The 17012-nt window shown below is 66.5% G+C and carries 17 protein-coding genes; 9 read left to right on the forward strand and 8 right to left on the reverse strand.

All coding sequences use genetic code 11. The features are described from left to right. The first annotated feature begins 57 nt into the window (after positions 1–57). Positions 58–756 carry a glycine-rich domain-containing protein gene (locus GQR91_RS02545; RefSeq protein ID WP_149681041.1) on the forward strand — a complete coding sequence of 233 codons (699 nt, stop codon included), beginning with the start codon at positions 58–60 and terminating at the stop codon, positions 754–756. A gap of 33 nt (positions 757–789) precedes the next feature. Here GQR91_RS02545 and GQR91_RS02550 read toward each other — a convergent pair whose 3' ends face one another. The 4 genes from GQR91_RS02550 to GQR91_RS02565 form a co-directional block, all read right to left on the reverse strand. Next, complete coding sequence (locus GQR91_RS02550) at positions 790–3594, reverse strand: TonB-dependent receptor (RefSeq protein ID WP_149681466.1); 2805 nt, start codon at positions 3592–3594, stop codon at positions 790–792. A gap of 258 nt (positions 3595–3852) precedes the next feature. Further along, positions 3853–4386 carry a translation initiation factor IF-3 gene (gene infC, locus GQR91_RS02555; RefSeq protein ID WP_112381333.1) on the reverse strand — a complete coding sequence of 178 codons (534 nt, stop codon included), beginning with the start codon at positions 4384–4386 and terminating at the stop codon, positions 3853–3855. A gap of 118 nt (positions 4387–4504) precedes the next feature. Beyond that, a complete protein-coding gene (thrS, locus tag GQR91_RS02560; RefSeq protein WP_149681042.1) occupies positions 4505–6505 on the reverse strand; it encodes a threonine--tRNA ligase in 2001 nt (666 codons plus the stop codon). Between the two features lie 143 nt (positions 6506–6648). Next, on the reverse strand, positions 6649–7464 hold the full coding sequence (locus GQR91_RS02565; protein WP_162853742.1) for an LD-carboxypeptidase: 816 nt from the start codon (positions 7462–7464) through the stop codon (positions 6649–6651). 66 nt (positions 7465–7530) lie between these two features. On the opposite strand from GQR91_RS02565, the gene GQR91_RS02570 reads away from it, so the two are divergent. From GQR91_RS02570 to GQR91_RS02580, 3 genes are read left to right on the forward strand one after another with little or no spacing between them, the layout of a single operon-like run. Beyond that, a complete protein-coding gene (locus GQR91_RS02570) occupies positions 7531–8925 on the forward strand; it encodes a UDP-N-acetylmuramate--L-alanine ligase (RefSeq protein ID WP_149681043.1) in 1395 nt (464 codons plus the stop codon). Positions 8926–8978: 53 nt separating this feature from the next. After that, entirely contained in the window at positions 8979–9701 is a 723-nt protein-coding gene (locus GQR91_RS02575; RefSeq protein ID WP_149681044.1) for an alpha/beta hydrolase, read from the forward strand. After that, positions 9698–10381 (forward strand): tetratricopeptide repeat protein, encoded by a 684-nt coding sequence (locus GQR91_RS02580; protein ID WP_149681045.1) that lies wholly within the window; start codon positions 9698–9700, stop codon positions 10379–10381. Before GQR91_RS02575 ends, GQR91_RS02580 begins: the two co-directional genes overlap by 4 nt. Positions 10382–10495: 114 nt before the next feature. On the opposite strand, the gene GQR91_RS02585 is transcribed toward GQR91_RS02580, so the two are convergent. Continuing rightward, a complete protein-coding gene (locus GQR91_RS02585; RefSeq protein ID WP_149681468.1) occupies positions 10496–11212 on the reverse strand; it encodes an SIMPL domain-containing protein in 717 nt (238 codons plus the stop codon). A gap of 84 nt (positions 11213–11296) precedes the next feature. On the opposite strand from GQR91_RS02585, the gene GQR91_RS02590 reads away from it, so the two are divergent. Genes GQR91_RS02590 through GQR91_RS02605 form a run of 4 tightly spaced genes read left to right on the forward strand, consistent with a single transcriptional unit; the run spans position 11297 to position 13269 of the window. Next, positions 11297–11731 carry a VOC family protein gene (locus tag GQR91_RS02590; protein WP_149681046.1) on the forward strand — a complete coding sequence of 145 codons (435 nt, stop codon included), beginning with the start codon at positions 11297–11299 and terminating at the stop codon, positions 11729–11731. After that, complete coding sequence (gene gloB / locus GQR91_RS02595) at positions 11731–12450, forward strand: hydroxyacylglutathione hydrolase (RefSeq protein ID WP_162853747.1); 720 nt, start codon at positions 11731–11733, stop codon at positions 12448–12450. The genes GQR91_RS02590 and gloB overlap by 1 nt, the downstream gene beginning before the upstream one ends. A 34-nt stretch (positions 12451–12484) precedes the next feature. Further along, the gene (locus GQR91_RS02600; RefSeq protein ID WP_149681048.1) at positions 12485–12904 is read left to right on the forward strand and encodes a hypothetical protein; all 420 of its coding nucleotides are present in this window, start codon (positions 12485–12487) and stop codon (positions 12902–12904) included. After that, positions 12904–13269: a hypothetical protein gene (locus GQR91_RS02605; protein ID WP_149681049.1), complete on the forward strand. Its 366-nt coding sequence runs from the start codon at positions 12904–12906 to the stop codon at positions 13267–13269. Before GQR91_RS02600 ends, GQR91_RS02605 begins: the two co-directional genes overlap by 1 nt. Before the next feature lie 75 nt (positions 13270–13344). Here the strand turns inward: GQR91_RS02605 and hslU are convergent, their stop codons facing one another. The 3 genes from hslU to phaR form a co-directional block, all read right to left on the reverse strand. After that, on the reverse strand, positions 13345–14643 hold the full coding sequence (hslU, locus tag GQR91_RS02610; RefSeq protein ID WP_112381341.1) for an ATP-dependent protease ATPase subunit HslU: 1299 nt from the start codon (positions 14641–14643) through the stop codon (positions 13345–13347). A 70-nt stretch (positions 14644–14713) separates the two neighbouring features. Beyond that, positions 14714–15256, reverse strand: a complete 543-nt coding sequence (hslV, locus tag GQR91_RS02615; RefSeq protein WP_112381765.1) for an ATP-dependent protease subunit HslV — start codon at positions 15254–15256, stop codon at positions 14714–14716. Positions 15257–15371: 115 nt separating this feature from the next. Continuing rightward, complete coding sequence (phaR, locus tag GQR91_RS02620; protein ID WP_149681050.1) at positions 15372–15923, reverse strand: polyhydroxyalkanoate synthesis repressor PhaR; 552 nt, start codon at positions 15921–15923, stop codon at positions 15372–15374. A gap of 92 nt (positions 15924–16015) precedes the next feature. On the opposite strand from phaR, the gene GQR91_RS02625 reads away from it, so the two are divergent. Continuing rightward, positions 16016–17011, forward strand: a complete 996-nt coding sequence (locus GQR91_RS02625; protein WP_375781586.1) for an alpha/beta fold hydrolase — start codon at positions 16016–16018, stop codon at positions 17009–17011. Position 17012: the final 1 nt, after the last annotated feature.

Genomic DNA, 17012 nt, shown 5'->3' on the forward strand with positions numbered 1-17012 from the left:
TCGGCAAGCCGAACATGGTAGCGTCATGCGGTGACAGGTTGGATGGGGATGGCGACGATGGACGATGATGCGCGCGCGCTGCTGGCCGCCATTGAAGCGCTGGACGTGGATCCACCGAATGCGGCGCTGCGCTTCACCGATCGGCTGGCACGGGAACAGGGCTGGTCGCGTCGCCATGCGGTGGCCGTCGATCGTGAATATCGCCGCTTTCTCTACCTCGCCGCGACCATCGATCATCCCATGACGCCCTCCGATGCGGTGGATCAGGCATGGCACCTGCATCTGACCTATACGCGCAGCTATTGGGACGATCTGTGCGGTCGCATATTGCGCCGCCCGCTGCATCATGGCCCGACACCCGGAGGGCGGGATGCGAAGGAATATTATCACGACCGCTATAGCGCGACGCTGGCGCGATACGCCGCAGTCTTTGGCCATGCACCGCCCGCCGCCATCTGGCCCGCGCCGGAACGCCGTTTCGCAATTCAGGGCATGCGTGTCGACCGGTCGAAGACATTGGTCGTCGAAAAGCGGACATTGGCGCTGACCGCGCTGCCCCTGGCGGCGATGCTCACGACCGCAGCCTTTCCGCTGGCAGGGTTGATGCCCGTGATCCTGACGGTGACTATCGCTGCGGTCGTGATCGCCGCGCTGCGCGCTGCCCGGCGCAAGAAGCGCGATCACGACGGGGAATGCGATCTCGACTTTGGCGACGACGACGGCGTCGATGGGTGCAGTGGCTGTGGCGGCGATTGACCGGGCCGAAACGATTTCGGCCCGGCGATCCGATCAGAACCGGGTGCGCAGCGTCAGGCCATAGGTGCGCGGTTCGCCCAGATAGGAGGTGAAGATCTGGTTCCCCACCCCGCCGAAGCGCTGCACCTGCCCTTGCGATCCGGCACCCTGGAACGGCGCGTTGAAGGCGACCTGCTGATAGTCCTGATCGAACAGGTTCATCACCCACGCCTCCACCGCCCAGGCACGGTTGGGCCCGCGCAGGCCGATGCGCGCATTGGCGACGAAGAAGCCGTCCTGCTCCTTTTCGAAGAACAGATCCGACCCGGTGTTATAGTCCGAACTCATCCGGCCATCGGCGTAGAACAGCGCCGACAACCCGGAAGATCCAAGCTCCGGCGTCCAGCTCGCCGACAGGGTGACGACGTTGCGCGGCGCGTTCGACAACTGGTTGCCGGGCAACAGGAACAGCGCGGGGTCCAGCGGCGCCCCGGCGGCACTGCCCACCAGATTGCGGCGCAGGCGCGTGTCGGCAAAGGTATAGCCCATGTTGACCGAGAAGTTGCGCGCCGGATACAGGCCCGCCTCCACCTCGACACCCTGGCTGCGCACGCCGAACTTCACGTCGGACGTACAGGCGCCAGTCGTGGCGCTGGCGTCGCGATCGCCGCCGTTCAGGCTGGTCGAGCAACTGCCGATATTCTCCACCACGAAGTTGGTGCCGTTGAAGGTGTTCAACTGGAAGTTGTCGAAGTCGGAGCGGAAGGCGGCGACGTTCAGCGTGAAATCGGCCGAGGTGAATTTGAAGCCCGCTTCATAGGCATTCACCAGTTCGGGGTCGAAGCGCAGGTTGCGCACATCGGCATTGCTGCGCGGGAACAGCGCGGTGCCGAGGTCGGACCGGTCGAGATTATATCCGCCCGCCTTGTACCCGCGCGAATAGCTGGCATAGACCAGCCAGTTGTTGTTCGGCTTCCACGACAGGACGCCGGTGCCGGTCAGTTGATCCTCCTTGAAGGAGTCGTTCAGGTTCAGCGCGTTGAGCGCGGACGAACTGTTGCCGGTACAGCCAAGCGTGATGATGCCGCCGGCCAGGCTGGCCAGCGCCGGATTGGCGAGCAGGCCGCCCAGGCCACCCTGCGCGGTGCCCGCCTGAAGCTGCGGACACAGGGTGTTGGTGTTGTTGAAGAACGCGCGGAACGCCTTTTGCTCGCGTGTGTAGCGCAGGCCGGCGGTGATGCTGATCGTATCGGTCAGGCGGAAGATGTTGTGGGTGAACGCGGCGTAATTCTCGCTGTCCTGATAATAATCGGCGCGGGTATCGCCCAGATTGTTGAGCGTGGACAGGCGGCGCAGATTGCCGATGATCAGCGGCGCGGCGGCACCGAGCTGCTGGGTCAGCGCGCCCTGCCCGATGGGGCTGAGACAGCCGGAGCCGGGCGTGGTGCTGCGCAGGGCAGCGGCAGGGTTCACCGTGGCGACGATGCGGCAGGCGGCGAACAGGCCGTACTGGCTGCCGAACTGCAGATTGTCGCGCACCACCAGGTCTTCGTTGGAATAGAAGCCGCCGACCAGCCAGTCGAGCTTGCCGTCGAAGGCCGAGCCTTGCAGGCGCAGTTCCTGGGTAAAGGTGTGGAACTGGCGGAACGCGTTGCCGTCATCGTCCCGGTAGCCGATGTCGAGGCTGCCATAATCGATATCGGCGGCGTTGCCCGACTTGTATTCGCGATATGCGGTGATCGAGGTCAGCGAAGCGCCGCCCAGATTCCAGTCGATCTGCATCGACCCGCCATAATCCTTGGTGACGTTGCCGTAAGCCCGGCCCGGCGAGTTGGCGATGCGCCGGTTATAGGGATCGCCCGCACTCGGGAACACGGCGCCGAGCTGTTGCATCACCTGCACGATGCGGTTGCCCGCCGGGTTGATCGCGAAGTCGCCGGGCACGCCGGGGGTGGGATCGATCTTTTCGCGCAGGTCGACATAGACCGCGCCGCAGCACTTTTCGTCGCGGCGGGTGAAGTCGCCGATCAGGCGCACCGCGATGTCGCTGGACGGCTCGAACAGCAGCTGCCCGCGCACGAAATAACGGTTGCGGTCGTTGTAATCGGTATTGTTGACGACATCGTACAGGAAGCCGTCACGCTTGTTGAACACTCCGTCGATGCGGAAGGCGAGCATGTCGGGAATGATCGGCCCGGTCACCGCACCCGCCAGCCGGACATTGTTGTAATTGCCGTAGGTCGCCTCGCCATAGCCGCCAAAGGTGTAGGACGGCGCCTTGGTGATGATGTTGATCAGGCCGGCAGACGCGTTGCGGCCGAACAGCGTGCCCTGCGGTCCGCGCAGCACCTCGATCCGGTCGACCTCGCCCAGATCGTTCAGGCCGGAGCCGGTACGGCTGCGATAGACCCCGTCGATGAACACCGCCACCGAGCTTTCCAGGCCGGGATTGTCGCCCACCGTGCCGATACCGCGAATACGCGCCGATGCGTTCGCCTCGCTGCCCGTCGAGGATACCAGCAGCGACGGCGCCAACTGGCCCAGCGCGCGAATGTCGGTGGCGCCGGAATTCTGCAGCGACTCCTGGCCGATCGCGGATACCGCGATCGGCACGTCGGACAGTCGTTCGGCACGGCGGGTGGCGGTCACCACGATATCGCCGGCGTTGAGCGGCGCCTGTGCGGCGGCGCGCGTCGTGTCGGCATCGGTCGCGTCGCTGGTCTGCTCGCCGACCGCGGCGTTGGCGGTGCCCTGGGCCGGCACCTGGGCCTCGGCGGGCGTGGTGGGAACATCCTGCGCCGAGGCGGGAACCGCAATGGCAAAGGTGGCGGCAGATAGCAGGAACGCACTCGCGCGCATCGGCTTCACTCTCCTGTCCTGAACCCGGCTGCCGGCTTTTGCCGATCCGCCTTTTCGTTTTTGTAGTTCGGGATCAGGCTACGTGCGCACCGGTGATAAAGTCTATCTATTTCGAAGATGGAGTATCGGATTTTTTGGTGTGTCACCGGGGCGCCACACCGGCTGGTTCGGCCATATCCGCAGCGGCGTCGATGGTGCCGCATACGAAAAAGGCGCCCGCATTGCTGCGCGCGCCCCGTTCGACGGATTCGCCGTGGCTTACTTGGGTGCCAGCACCATCAGCATCTGGCGGCCTTCCATACGCGGATAGGCCTCCACCTTGGCGACCTCGTTCACCTGCTCGGCGACGCGCTGAAGCACGTTCATGCCAAGCTGGCCGTGCGAAAGCTCGCGGCCGCGGAAGCGCATGGTGACCTTCACCTTGTCGCCCTCACCGATGAACTCGACCACCTTCTTCATCTTGGTGTCATAGTCGTGATCGTCGATGTTCGGACGCATCTTGATCTCCTTGATCTCCTGCGTCTTCTGCGACTTGCGGGCGAGGTTCGCCTTTTTCTGCGCCTCGTACTTATACTTGCCGACGTCCAGGAACTTGGCGACGGGCGGGTCCGCGTTGGGCGACACCTCGACCAGGTCCAGGCCGACTTCCTGAGCCTGCGCGATCGCCTCGCGAGTGTACATCACGCCGAGATTCTCGCCCTCATGGTCGATCACGCGAACCTTCTGGCTCTGGATCCACTCGTTGAAGCGGGGACCATTCATCGGCGGCGCCTGCATCGGGCGGCGCATCATGGGAGGACGTATGGGTATTTCTCCTGTGGCAGTTGCCTTCTCAATATAGGGCAAATGCGGTTGATTTGAAAGATGGTGTGAAAAACTCCCTCTCCCCGTCGGGGAGAGGGAGCTTGGATCACCGCAGATCCGGCGGGGTCGCCTCGCCCTTAAGCATCGCGACTGCCTCGTCCAGCGTCACGATCTCCTGCGCCTGGCTGCCGAGACGGCGGATGGCGACCTTGCCTTCCTCCGCCTCGCGCTTGCCGACGACCAGCAACACCGGCACCTTGGCCAGGCTGTGCTCGCGCACCTTGTAGTTGATCTTCTCGTTGCGCAGGTCGGTTTCGACGCGCAGCCCCGCGGCCCTCAGCGTTGCCGCCGCCTGCTCGGCATAGCCGTCCGCATCCGACACGATCGTCGCCACCACCGCCTGCACCGGCGCCAGCCAGAGCGGGAAGCGCCCGGCATGATGCTCGATCAGGATGCCGATGAAGCGCTCGAATGTCCCCAGGATCGCACGGTGCAGCATCACCGGCCGGTGCCGGTTGCCGTCCTCCGCGACATAAGACGCATCGAGCCGCTCGGGCAGCACCCGGTCCGACTGGATGGTGCCCACCTGCCACGTCCGCCCGATCGCGTCGGTCAGGTGGAACTCCAGCTTGGGCGCGTAAAAGGCACCCTCGCCCGGCAATTCCTCGAACTTCGCCTTGATCGTCTCCGACAGGCTAGATTGCAGCACCGCACGGCGCAGCTCGTCCTCCGACTGGTCCCACATCGCGTCCGAGCCGAAGCGCTTTTCCGGACGCAAGGCGAGCTTCACCGCATAATCCTCGAAGCCGAGGTCGCGGTACACCGAATCGAGCAACTCGCAGAAGTTGCGCACTTCCTCGACCAGCTGGTCCTCGCGCACGAAGATATGCGCGTCGTCCTGGGTGAACTGGCGGACGCGCATGATGCCGTGCAGCGCGCCGTGCGGCTCGTTGCGGTGGCAGCAGCCGAATTCGGCCATGCGGATCGGCAGGTCGCGGTACGACTTGATCCCCTGACGGAAGATCAGGACATGCGCGGGGCAATTCATCGGCTTCAGCGCCATCAGGTCGGCATCGCCGGAAATGACCGCGCCCTCGTCCTCCGTGTTCGGGATCTCGTCGGGCACGACGAACATGTTCTCGCGATATTTGCCCCAGTGGCCGGACTGCTCCCACTGGCGCGCGTCCATCAGCTGCGGGGTTTTCACCTCTTCATAGCCCGCCGCATCCAGTCGGCGGCGCATATAGGCCTCCAGCTGGCGCCACAGCATATAGCCCTTGGGATGCCAGAAGACCGACCCCTGCGCCTCCGACTGAAGGTGGAACAGGTCCATCTCCGCGCCGATCTTGCGATGGTCGCGCTTGGCGGCTTCCTCCAGCCGGGTCAGATGCTCCTGCAACTGCTTCTTGGTCAGCCAGCCCGTGCCGTAGATGCGGCTGAGCATCGCATTCGCCTGGTCGCCGCGCCAATAGGCGCCGGAAACGCGGGTCAGCTTGAACGCCGCCGGGTCCAGCTTGCCCGTGGTCGGCATGTGGGGGCCGCGGCACATGTCCAGCCACGCGCCCTGGCGATAGATGGTCAGTTCCTCGCCTTCGGGCAGTTCGGCCGCCCATTCCGCCTTGAACGTCTCGCCCTGCTCGGTCCAGCGGTCGATCAGATCCTGGCGCGACCAGACCTCGCGCACGAACGGCTCGTTGCGGGCGATGATGCGGCGCATCTCTTCCTCGATGGCGGGCAGGTCCTCGTCGGTGAACGGTCCGCGCTCGGGATTGGGGGCGAAATCATAATAGAAGCCGTCCTCGGTCGCCGGGCCGAAGGTGATCTGCGTGCCGGGAAACAGGTGCTGCACCGCCTCCGCCATGACGTGCGCGAAGTCGTGGCGGGCAAGCTCCAGCGCGTCGGCCTCGTCCTTGAAGGTGATGAGCGCAAGCTGCGAATCCCCGGCGAACGGCCGCGACAGGTCGCGCACCTCGCCGTCCACCCGCGCCGCGATCGCCGCCTTGGCGAGCCCCGGGCCGATCGCGGCGGCCACGTCCGCGGGCGTAGTTCCGGGCGCGACCTCGCGGACGGAACCGTCGGGCAGCGTGATGCGGAACATGGCGGACATTATGCGACTCTCATGATGGAAGGATGCACACGGCAAAGCCCGCGCGCGGGGGCCGTATAGGCGGATTGGCGCCTTTGGTCACGTCCCGCGTTTTGCCATCGGTTTTCGGTGAAATACTATGCGCGCAAAATCGTCTCCCGATCTCAGGCGATCCCGAACGGCACCAAACGGTTCGTCTGCGTATGACCGATCTCGGCGCGCCCCAGATAGGGCACCCCCATGTCCCCGCACCAGCGCCGGATCATGAACTCCAGGCTTTCGCCCCATTCGGGCTCGTTGGGCTGCACCGCGGTCACGCCCCCCAGACGGACGCCCGCCAGCCCCTTCAACTGCGTCGCATTGGCCATGGTGAACAGCAACCGGTCGACAGCGTACATCGGCTCCGACACTTCCTCGATCAGCAGCACATGGTCGGCAAGGTCGGGCAACCACGGCGTGCCGATCAGCGCGGCCAGGATCGACAGGTTGAACGCCGCCGCCGGCCGCCCGTCCAGCCCGGGCTCCAGCCCCTGCCTGTCCCCCCGCGCCAGCCAGCCCAGCGACCGCGCCACCGTCACGTCCCCACCCTCCCGCCGGATATCGCTGGCCATCGGCCCATGCACCGGCCGCCCGATACCGCGCGCATAGAGCGCCCCCAGCACGAAGCCGAGGTCGGAATAGCCGATATAGGTCTTGTGCCGTGCCGCCGCGCCTAGGTTCGGCATCACCCGCGACAGGATACGGTTCGAGCCGTAGCCGCCGCGCAGGAACCAGATCGCGTCGATCCCCGGATCGTTGGCGAACTCCAGAAACGCCGACGCACGCCGCTCGTCCGACCCGGCGAAATGGCCGTCCGCCTCATAGCATTGCGGATGAAAGATCAGGTCGACCTCGGGATAGGCGATCGCGGCGAAGGCGCTGACCGGCGCTTCGGCCGCCGGGTTGCCGATGCTGGACGGCGCCAGGATGCCGATTTTCATGAATGCCTTGTTCCCCGCACGCGCCAAGCGGTTGCCCCGCGACCGAAACGCCGATAGCGCGCCGCCATGGACGACGGCAATTCCTGTTTCCTGGTGGGCATCGGCGGTTCGGGCATGATGCCGCTGGCGATGATCCTGCGGGCCAAGGGCAAGACGGTGGCGGGCTCCGACCGGGGGCTGGATCAGGGGCGCGTGGCCGCCAAGTTCGATGCGTTGCGACGCGCCGGCATCGCGCTGTTCCGCCAGGACGGATCGGGCGTCACCGCGCCCGACCAGATAGTGATCGCCTCCGCCGCGGTGGAGGAAAGCGTTCCCGATATCGTCGCCGCCAACCACCTGGGCTGCCCCCGCCGCACCCGTGCGCAGATGCTTGCCGAACTGTTCAACGCCGCCCCCCTGCCCATCGGCGTCGCCGGCACCAGCGGCAAGTCCACCGTCACCGGCATGATCGCCTATATCCTCCACACGCTCGGGCGCGACCCCACCGCGATGAACGGCGCGGTGATGAAGAACTTCGTCGCCCTCGACGCCCCATTCGCCAGCGCACTGGTCGGGCGCGGCGACGCGTTCGTCAGCGAAGTGGACGAAAGCGACGGCTCCATCGCGCTTTATCGCCCGCGCATCGCGGTCCTCAACAATGTCAGCCTCGACCATAAGGGGCTGGACGAGCTGCGCGCGCTGTTCTCCGGCTTTGCCGGCCATGCGACGCGCGTCGTCGCCAATGCCGGCGATCCGGAAACCGCGGCGTTGCTGGCAGGCCTGCCGAACGTCACCACCTTCGCGGTGGAGGGCGAGGCCGATCTGGTCGCCGAGGCCCTGATCCCTGAGCCCTTCGCGATCGGCTTCCACCTGGTCATGGGAAACACACGGCTGCCCGTGCATCTGTCAGTGCCCGGCCGGCATAACGTATCGAACGCGCTCGCCGCGATCGGCGCTTGCGTCGCCGCAGGCGTTCCGATCGAAGATGCCGCCCGCACGATCCAGGGCTTTACCGGCCTGCGTCGACGCTTCGATCTCGTCGGCACAGCCGGCGGCGTGTCGGTGATCGACGATTTCGGCCACAACCCGGACAAGATCGCCGCGACGCTGGACACGCTGCACGCCTTTCCCGGTCGGCTGCTCGTCCTGTTCCAGCCGCACGGCTATGGCCCCCTGAAGATGATGGGCGACGAACTGATCCGCACCTTCGCCGAACGCCTGGCCCCCGACGACCTGCTGGTCCTGCCCGATCCGGTCTATTTCGGCGGCACCGTCACCCGCGACGTCGGCAGCGGCGACATCGTCGCGGGCATCCGCGCGGCAGGCCGCGACGCGCACCACATCGCCGACCGCGCCGCCGCCGCCGACCGCCTGATCGCCGAGGCGCGGACCGGCGACCGCATCATCGTGATGGGCGCGCGCGACGACACGCTCAGCCTGCTCGCCGCCGACATGGTGGAGCGATTGGCCACGCGCAGCTAGCGCCCCGCGCAGGCGTTGCCTTCGCCGTCCCCGCTCCCGTAGAAGCACGGGCCATGACGACGCCTCAACGCCCCCGCCTCGCCTATCATCACACCCCCGGCACCGGTCCCACGATCGTGTTCCTGCCGGGCTATGCCTCCGACATGCAAGGTTCCAAGGCGCTCGCGCTGGAGGCATGGGCGCGCGGGCAGGGGCGTGGCTTTCTGCGCTTCGACTATGGCGGCTGCGGCCAGTCCGAAGGCGCGTTCGAGGATCAGTCGCTGGCCGACTGGCGCGATGATGTCTGCGCCATGCTGGACGATGTGGCGCAAGGACCCGTGGTACTGGTCGGCTCGTCGATGGGCGGCTGGCTGATGCTGCTGGCCGCCAGGGCGCGAGCGGAGCGGGTAAAGGCGCTGGTCGGCATCGCGCCCGCCCCCGACTTCACCGACTGGGGCTTCACCATGGAGGAGAAGATGGCGCTGTTGCAGCAGGGCCGCATCACCCGCGCCAACCCTTATGGTCCGGAACCGACGCTCTACACCCGCCATTTCTGGTCGTCGGGTGAGGCCAATCGCCTGATGTTCGGCGAGATCGCCTTCGACGGCCCGGTCCGCTTCCTGCAAGGCCAGCAGGACAAGGACGTGCCGTGGCAGCGCACCGTGCGGCTGGCCGAGTTGATCCGTTCAGCCGATGTGCAGACGCTGCTCGTCAAGGACGGCGACCACCGGTTGTCGCGGGAAGGGGACATCGCCCTTCTCGTCCGCGCCGTCGAGGATGTTCTGGCCCACTTATGATCCTGCCCCTGCTGCTCGCCCTCGCCACGCAGGCCGGCGCATCCTGCGCGACCGAGCCGAAGGACCCGACCCCGGCCGCACGCGCCGCGGCGACGCAGTGCCGCGGGCTGGCATTGGCCGCGGGTAAAAATTGGTCGGGTGCCGCGCAGGCGTTCGAACAGGCGGCGGCCCTGGCGCCGCGCGACCGCGCCGCCGCCTATTGGGCGCAGGCCGGCAATGCCTGGCTGGCCGGCGGCGATACGTTCAAGGCGAAGGCGGCGCTCGACCACGCGCTTGCCGCCGGCACGCTGAGCGGCCTCGATCTGGGCGAGGCGCAACTGGATCATGCCCGCGTGCTGGTTGCGGAGAACGACCTTGCCGGCGCCCGCACCGACCTCAACGCCGCACTGGCCAACGCTCCGGAGGACCCGCTGGCATGGCTGCTGTCGGCGACACTGGCGCGGCGGATGGGCGACCTGCCGCGTGCCAAGGCCGACATCGCCCACGCGCTGGAACGGGCGAGCGACGATGCCTCGGTACAGCTTGAGGCCGGCAACATCGCCGCCCGCGACGGCGACGAGGCGGGCGCCCGCGCCGCCTGGACCATGGCGATGCGGATCGCTCCCACCGCGCCCGCAGGTATCAGCGCGCGGGCAGCCCTGTCGCAATTCGGCCCGATCCCCTCGACGGTGACGCGGTAGAAGCGGACTGCGTTCCCATCATCCGTTCGTGTCGAGTAGAGATCGGGTAGCTCCGAAGGAGCGTCGAGAACTCGTATCGAGACAGGGCCGCATGGTCGGACCGGCCCGCCGTCGTCAATCCAGATAGAAGTCCACCGTCGTCACCACCCGCACCTTCTTCAGCGGGGTGTCCGCCACGCCGTAGCCGGATTGCTCGCCATCGCGCGCCTCGATCGAGAAATAGCCCTGGCTGGCGCTCTTGATCCCGCCGACGTCGGTATCGCTGTCCTTGGCGAACTGTTCCGCCGCGGCCCGCGCGTCGCGCGTCGCCTCCGCCACCATCGCCGGCTTGATCGCGTTCAACCGGGTGAAGCTGTACGAAATGCCCGATCCTTCCTGCAGCACCACGCCCTGCCGGACCAGATCGAACTGTCGCGCCACCGCCCGCCGGGCGCGCGCGATGTCGGTGGTGCGCAGTTGCAGCCGCTGGTTGATCGTCACCGTCTGCACGCCGTTCATGTAATTCTGGTTCGCCCCCGCCCCGGCCGCGGTCAGCGCATCGGCGGGAAAGCCCAGTTGCGTGAAGAAGGCACGGATCGTCTGCGTATCGCGGTCGATCGCCGCCTGCACCTGCGCGGCATCGGTGCCCTGTTCGGAATAATTCAGTGTCCACACCGCCAGATCGGCAGTGACATTGCGCTCGGCCAGCCCGCGCACGGTGACCGAGCGATCGGCATGGCGCGCCCGCGTCAATCCGTCACCCAGCAGATACCCGCCCACGATCAACCCGACCGCCAGCAGCGCCGCCGCCGGCACCAGCCCCGAACGCAGTGCAATTCCCCGGCTTTCCATCACCATGCCGCCTCCCATATAGCCGTCGGGCATGCTGCGCGCCGCTTCCTGAACCGCGGCTGATGCAGAACAATGGAGTTGTTGATGACCAGGTACCTCCACACCATGATCCGGGTCACCGACCCGGAAGCGACGATCCGGTTCTTTGCCCTGCTCGGACTGGAAGAGGTGCGGCGCATCGACAATGAGCAGGGTCGATTCACGCTGATCTTCCTGGCGAGCAAGGACGATCAGGCGATCGGCGACCGCCGGGTCGAGGTCGAGCTGACCCACAATTGGGACCCGGAAACCTATGGCGGTGGCCGCAATTTCGGCCATCTCGCCTACCGGGTCGACGACGTGTACGAAACCTGCCAGCGGCTGGCCGATGCCGGGGTGACGATCAATCGTCCGCCGCGTGACGGCCACATGGCGTTCGTGAAGACGCCCGACGGCATTTCTATCGAACTGCTCCAGGCCGGTGAGCCCAAGGCCCCGGCCGAACCCTGGGCATCGATGCCCAACACCGGAAGCTGGTGATGGTGGAGATCGTCCGCGTTCCCGTGCTCAGCGACAATTACGCCTGGCTGGTGCACGATGCGGGGGAAACGGTCGTGATCGATCCTGGTGAGGCGGCGCCCGTGCTGGCCGCCGCCGCCGCGCGCGGCTGGGCGATCGGGCAGGTATGGACCACGCACTGGCACCCGGATCACACCGGCGGCAATGCCGAGTTGAAGGCGGCGGGCGCACGGCTTTTCGGACCCGCGGCGGAAACGGCCAAGATCGTCGGCCTCGATACGCTGCTGGCCGAGGGCGACACGGTACGGGTCGGCGGCACCGTCGCCCGCGTCTGGGAGGTGCCGGGGCATACCGCCGGCCATATCGCCTTCCATCTGGAGGACGACGCCGCGATCTTCACCGGCGACACGCTGTTCGCCATGGGCTGCGGCCGGTTGTTCGAGGGCACCGCCGAACAGATGCACGGCAATATGCGCCGCTACGCGCAACTGCCCGACGGGACGCATGTCTATTGTGGGCATGAATATACGCAAGGCAATGGCCGCTATGCGCGGGTCGCCGAGCCGGACAATCTCGCGATCGTCGAACGGATGGCGACGGTGGACGCCGCCCGCGCGGCCGGGGAAGCGACCATTCCCACCACCATCGGTCTGGAGCGGGCAACCAATCCCTTCCTACGCTCGGTGGACCCGGAGGAATTGGCCCGCCACCGTGCAGCCAAAGACGCCTTCGTCGGTTGATACCATGCTGCGGGATGGACGGAGATTTTTCCTTATGAAAGTCATCGGCTTACTCTCCATCCTCTCGCTAGCGGCCGCCTGTGCCCCCACCGCGGCGCAGCAGGAGGCACAGGCCGAGCGTGCACAAACCGAGCGGACGCAACTTGCCAAGGCGCTGCAAGGCCTGACCCCGGACCAGCCACGCAACTGCATGCCGCAATTCCCGACGCGTCAGGTGCGCGCCTATGGCCCGACCATCGTCTACACGGTCAGTCCGCGCCTGAAATATGTCAGCCAGACGCAAGGAGGATGCGAAAGCCTCAGTACCAATGGCCGCAACGACATATTGGTGACACGTACCCCGATCGGCCAGCTTTGCGCCGGCGATATCGCGCAGACGGTGGACCGGGTATCCGGCTTCTTCACCGGCAGTTGCAGCTTCGGGGAATTTACCCCCTATCGGCGGGGCAAGTGATGCGCGCGCCCTGGCTCCTCGCCGCGCTGGCGCTGCCGTTCGCGCTCGGCGCCGCAGCAAAGGACCCGCTCGCCGGGCGGGTGGCCGGCAAGCCGGTCAACTGCATCGACACCGGCATGGTCGGCAACGGCCCGATCATCGTCGACAACAAGACGATCCTGTACCAGCGCGGCCGGCGGACCTGGAAGACATCGCCCATCGGCGCCTGCCCCGCGCTGCGCCCGCTGACCACGTTGATCGTGATCCAATATGGCAGCCAGCTCTGCCGCAACGACCGGTTCCGCGTGCTGGAACCGGGCGTGTCGATCCCCTCCGCCGTGTGCCGGTTCGACGCCTTCACCCCCTATGACCGGGTGAAGAAGTAGACGCTGCCTGTCCCCCCCTCCCCGCCGGGGAGAGGGTAAGAAGACACCCGGCAGTGCCGGATTGCCGTTCTGCCTCTACAGCACGAACCGGCTGAGATCGGTGTTGCGCGCCACCGCCGCCAACTGCTTCTCGACATAGGCCGCATCGACGGTCAGCGTCTCGCCCTGACGATCCTCCGCCTCGAAGCTCACCTCTTCCAGCAGCTTTTCCATCACCGTCTGCAAACGACGGGCGCCGATATTCTCGACCTCGCCATTCACTTCCGCGGCGATGCGCGCGACCGCGGCGATGCCTTCCTCGGTAAAGGTCACCTCGACGCCCTCGGTCGCAATCAGCGCCTTGTATTGAGCCGGCAGCGACGCCTTGGTGTCGGACAGGATCGACACGAAATCGGCCTCGGTCAGCGCCTTCAGCTCGACCCGGATCGGCAGGCGGCCCTGCAGTTCGGGCAACAGGTCGCTCGGCTTGGCGACGTGGAAGGCGCCGCTGGCGATGAACAGGATATGGTCCGTCTTCATCGGGCCGTATTTGGTGGCGACGGTGGTGCCCTCGATCAGCGGCAACAGGTCGCGCTGCACGCCTTCCCGGCTGACCGATCCGCCGCGCACGTCGCTGACCGCGATCTTGTCGATCTCATCCAGGAAGACGATGCCGTTCGCCTCCGCATCCGCCAGCGCGGTGCGGTTGACGTCGTCCTGGTCCAGGCGCTTGTCCGCCTCTTCCTCGACCAGCTTCTCCCAGGCCGCCTGCACGGTAAGCTTGCGCCGCTTCAGTTGCTGGCCGCCGCCGAACGCCTTGCCCATCATCTCGGACAGGTTGATCATCTGCGGCGCGCCGCCGGGCAGTTCGAACGGCATAGAGGGCGCCTGTTCCAGCTCGATCTCGATCTCGGTCTGGTCGAGATGGCCGTCGCGGAAACGCTGGCGAAACGCTTCACGCGTCGCCTGGCTCGAATCCTTGCCCACCAGCGCGTCGAGCAGACGGTTCAGCGCCGCCTCCTCCGCCTTGTCCTTTACCGCGGCCCGCCGACGCTCCTTCTCCAGCCGGATCGCCTCCTCGACCAGATCGCGCGCGATCTGCTCAACGTCCCGCCCGACATACCCCACCTCGGTGAACTTGGTCGCCTCCACCTTCACGAACGGCGCATCCGCCAACTTCGCCAGACGACGTGATATTTCGGTCTTGCCGCAGCCGGTGGGCCCGATCATCAGGATGTTCTTGGGCGTCACCTCGTCGCGCAGGTCCGCGCCCAGCCGCTGCCGGCGCCAGCGGTTGCGCAGCGCCACCGCCACGGCACGCTTGGCCTCGGTCTGGCCGATGATATGCGCGTCCAGCGCCGCGACGATCGCCTTGGGGGTCAGTTGGTCGTTCATGTGATACTCACTCCTTTCCCGCTCGGCGGGAAAGGCTGGGGAGGAGAAAGCCACGAATGGGCGGAAGGGTTCAGGCGACCGCGTCCAGCGTTTCCAGCGTCAGGCGATCGTTGGTGTACACGCACACCTCGGCGGCGATGCCCATCGCCTTGCGCACGATCGTCTCGGCGTCCTGCTCATAGTCGGACAGCGCGCGTGCCGCGGCGAGCGCGTAGTTACCGCCCGACCCGATCGCGCAGATGCCGCCTTCCGGCTCCAGCACATCGCCGTTGCCCGTCAGGATCAGCGTCGCCTCCTTGTCGGCGACGATCATCATCGCCTCCAGGTTGCGAAGAAACTTGTCGGTGCGCCAGTCCTTGGCCAGTTCGACCGCGGCGCGCATCAGATGGCCGTTATGGCGCTCCAGCTTGGCCTCCAGCCGCTCGAACAGCGTAAAGGCATCCGCGGTCGCACCGGCAAAGCCGCCGATCACGGAGCCGTCGCCCAGCCGGCGCACCTTGCGGGCGTTCGGCTTCATCACCGTCTGCCCCATCGAGACCTGGCCGTCGCCGCCGATCACCACCCGGCCGCCACGCCGGACCGAACAAATCGTTGTGCCATGCCAGACGGGCATGGCGTTCTCATTCCCGCTCATGGCGGCGCATATGGAAGTGCATCCGCCCGGGTTCAACGGGCGGGTTCAACGGGAAGGACGCCCTTCCTCCATCACGAGGAAGGGCATGCCGGCGTCAGCCCAGCTTCTCGATCTTGTCCTTCAGGCTCGCCAGCTCGGCCTTCAGCGCGGCCAGTTCCTCGTCCTTGCCCCCGGCCGGTGCAGGCGCCGGCGCCGCGGCCACCGGCGGCTTGAACCCCTGCGCCGCCGCTTCGAACATCGCCAGATTGCGCTTGGCGATGTCGGCAAAGGGGGTATGCGCGAACGCGCCCTCAACGGCCGACTTGAACTGTTCCTGGTTCCGGCGAAAGCTGTCCATCGACGCTTCCAGATACCCCGGGACCACCGCCTGCATCGAATCGCCGTACATCGAGATCAGCTGGCGCAGGAAGCTGACCGGCAGCATCGTCTGCCCGCGGCTTTCCTCCTCCATGATGATCTGGGTCAGGACGTTGTGCGTGATATCGTCGTCCGTCTTGGCGTCGACCACCTTGAAGTCCCGTCCCTCGCGGGTCATCGCCGCCAGATGCTCCAGCGTGATGTAGGACGATGTTTCGGTATTATAGAGCCGTCGGTTCGCGTATTTCTTGATGATCACGATACCGTCGGGTGCCAGGCCCTTCTTCATGCTCCCTCCCCATTTACAAGAACATGCCGAACCCTAACGCCATAGATTTCGCACCGCAACACGGACCTCGGCCTTTACCGCTGTTCCTTGCGTTGCTGCGCAGCGAAACCGCAGCAGAGCCGCAGCGGCAGGCCAGGGCCCTGGCGGGCCTGCGCGCCTTCCAGGATGCGCCGCGGCTTCGACCGCAGCGGCCCTTGCCCGCCCGGCGGCGCCAGGGTCGCGCCCGGCTGCGCGGTGCAGGTCCCGAGGATGGCCGGCAGGTGCTGTTCGTGCCTTCGCTCATCAACCCGCCGGCGATCCTGGATCTCTCGCGTGAGACATCGCTGGTGCGGTGGCTGGCGGCGCGAGGCCATCGCTGCTGGCTGCTCGACTGGGGCACACCGGGGCGCGGGGACCGCGCCATGGACATGACCGCGCATGTCGAGCGCATCCTGATCCCGCTGATCGCGCGGTTGCCGGCGCCGCCGATCCTGGTCGGATACTGCCTCGGCGGCACCCTCGCCCTGGCGGCGGCGGCACGGACGAAGGTGGCCGGGCTCGCGACGATCGCCGCGCCGTGGCATTTCTCCGGCTATGGGGGGGCCGCAGGCGCGATGCGGACGCAATGGGTCGCGACGCAGGCCGTGGCCGACGCGCTGGGTCTGGTGCCGATGGAGGCGTTGCAGGCCGGTTTCTGGCAGATCGATCCGGCGCGCACGGTCGACAAATATGCCGCCTTTGCCGATCTCGATCCCCGCAGCGCGGCGGCGCAGGCGTTCATCCGGCTGGAGGATTGGGCAAATGCCGGCCCGCCCCTGCCCTATGCCTTCGGGCAGGAATTGTTCGAGGCGATGGTGGGCGAGGACCGGCCGGGTCGCGGCCTGTGGCGTGTGGGCGGCGCAAACATCACCCTTGGCCAGATCGACTGCCCGACGGTCGAATTCGTGTCATCGACCGATCGTATCGTTCCTGCCGCCACCGCCGCAGGGCTGTCCGATCGCCGCATATCGGCGGCGGGCCATGTCGGCATGGTGGTCGGTCGTCGGGCGATGGGCGATTTATGGTCCCCGCTTGCCGACTGGATCGAGGCACTGCCACGGCATACATAGA

Origin of the sequence: Sphingomonas carotinifaciens (genome assembly GCF_009789535.1) — a bacterium.
GTDB classification, from domain to species: domain Bacteria; phylum Pseudomonadota; class Alphaproteobacteria; order Sphingomonadales; family Sphingomonadaceae; genus Sphingomonas; species Sphingomonas carotinifaciens.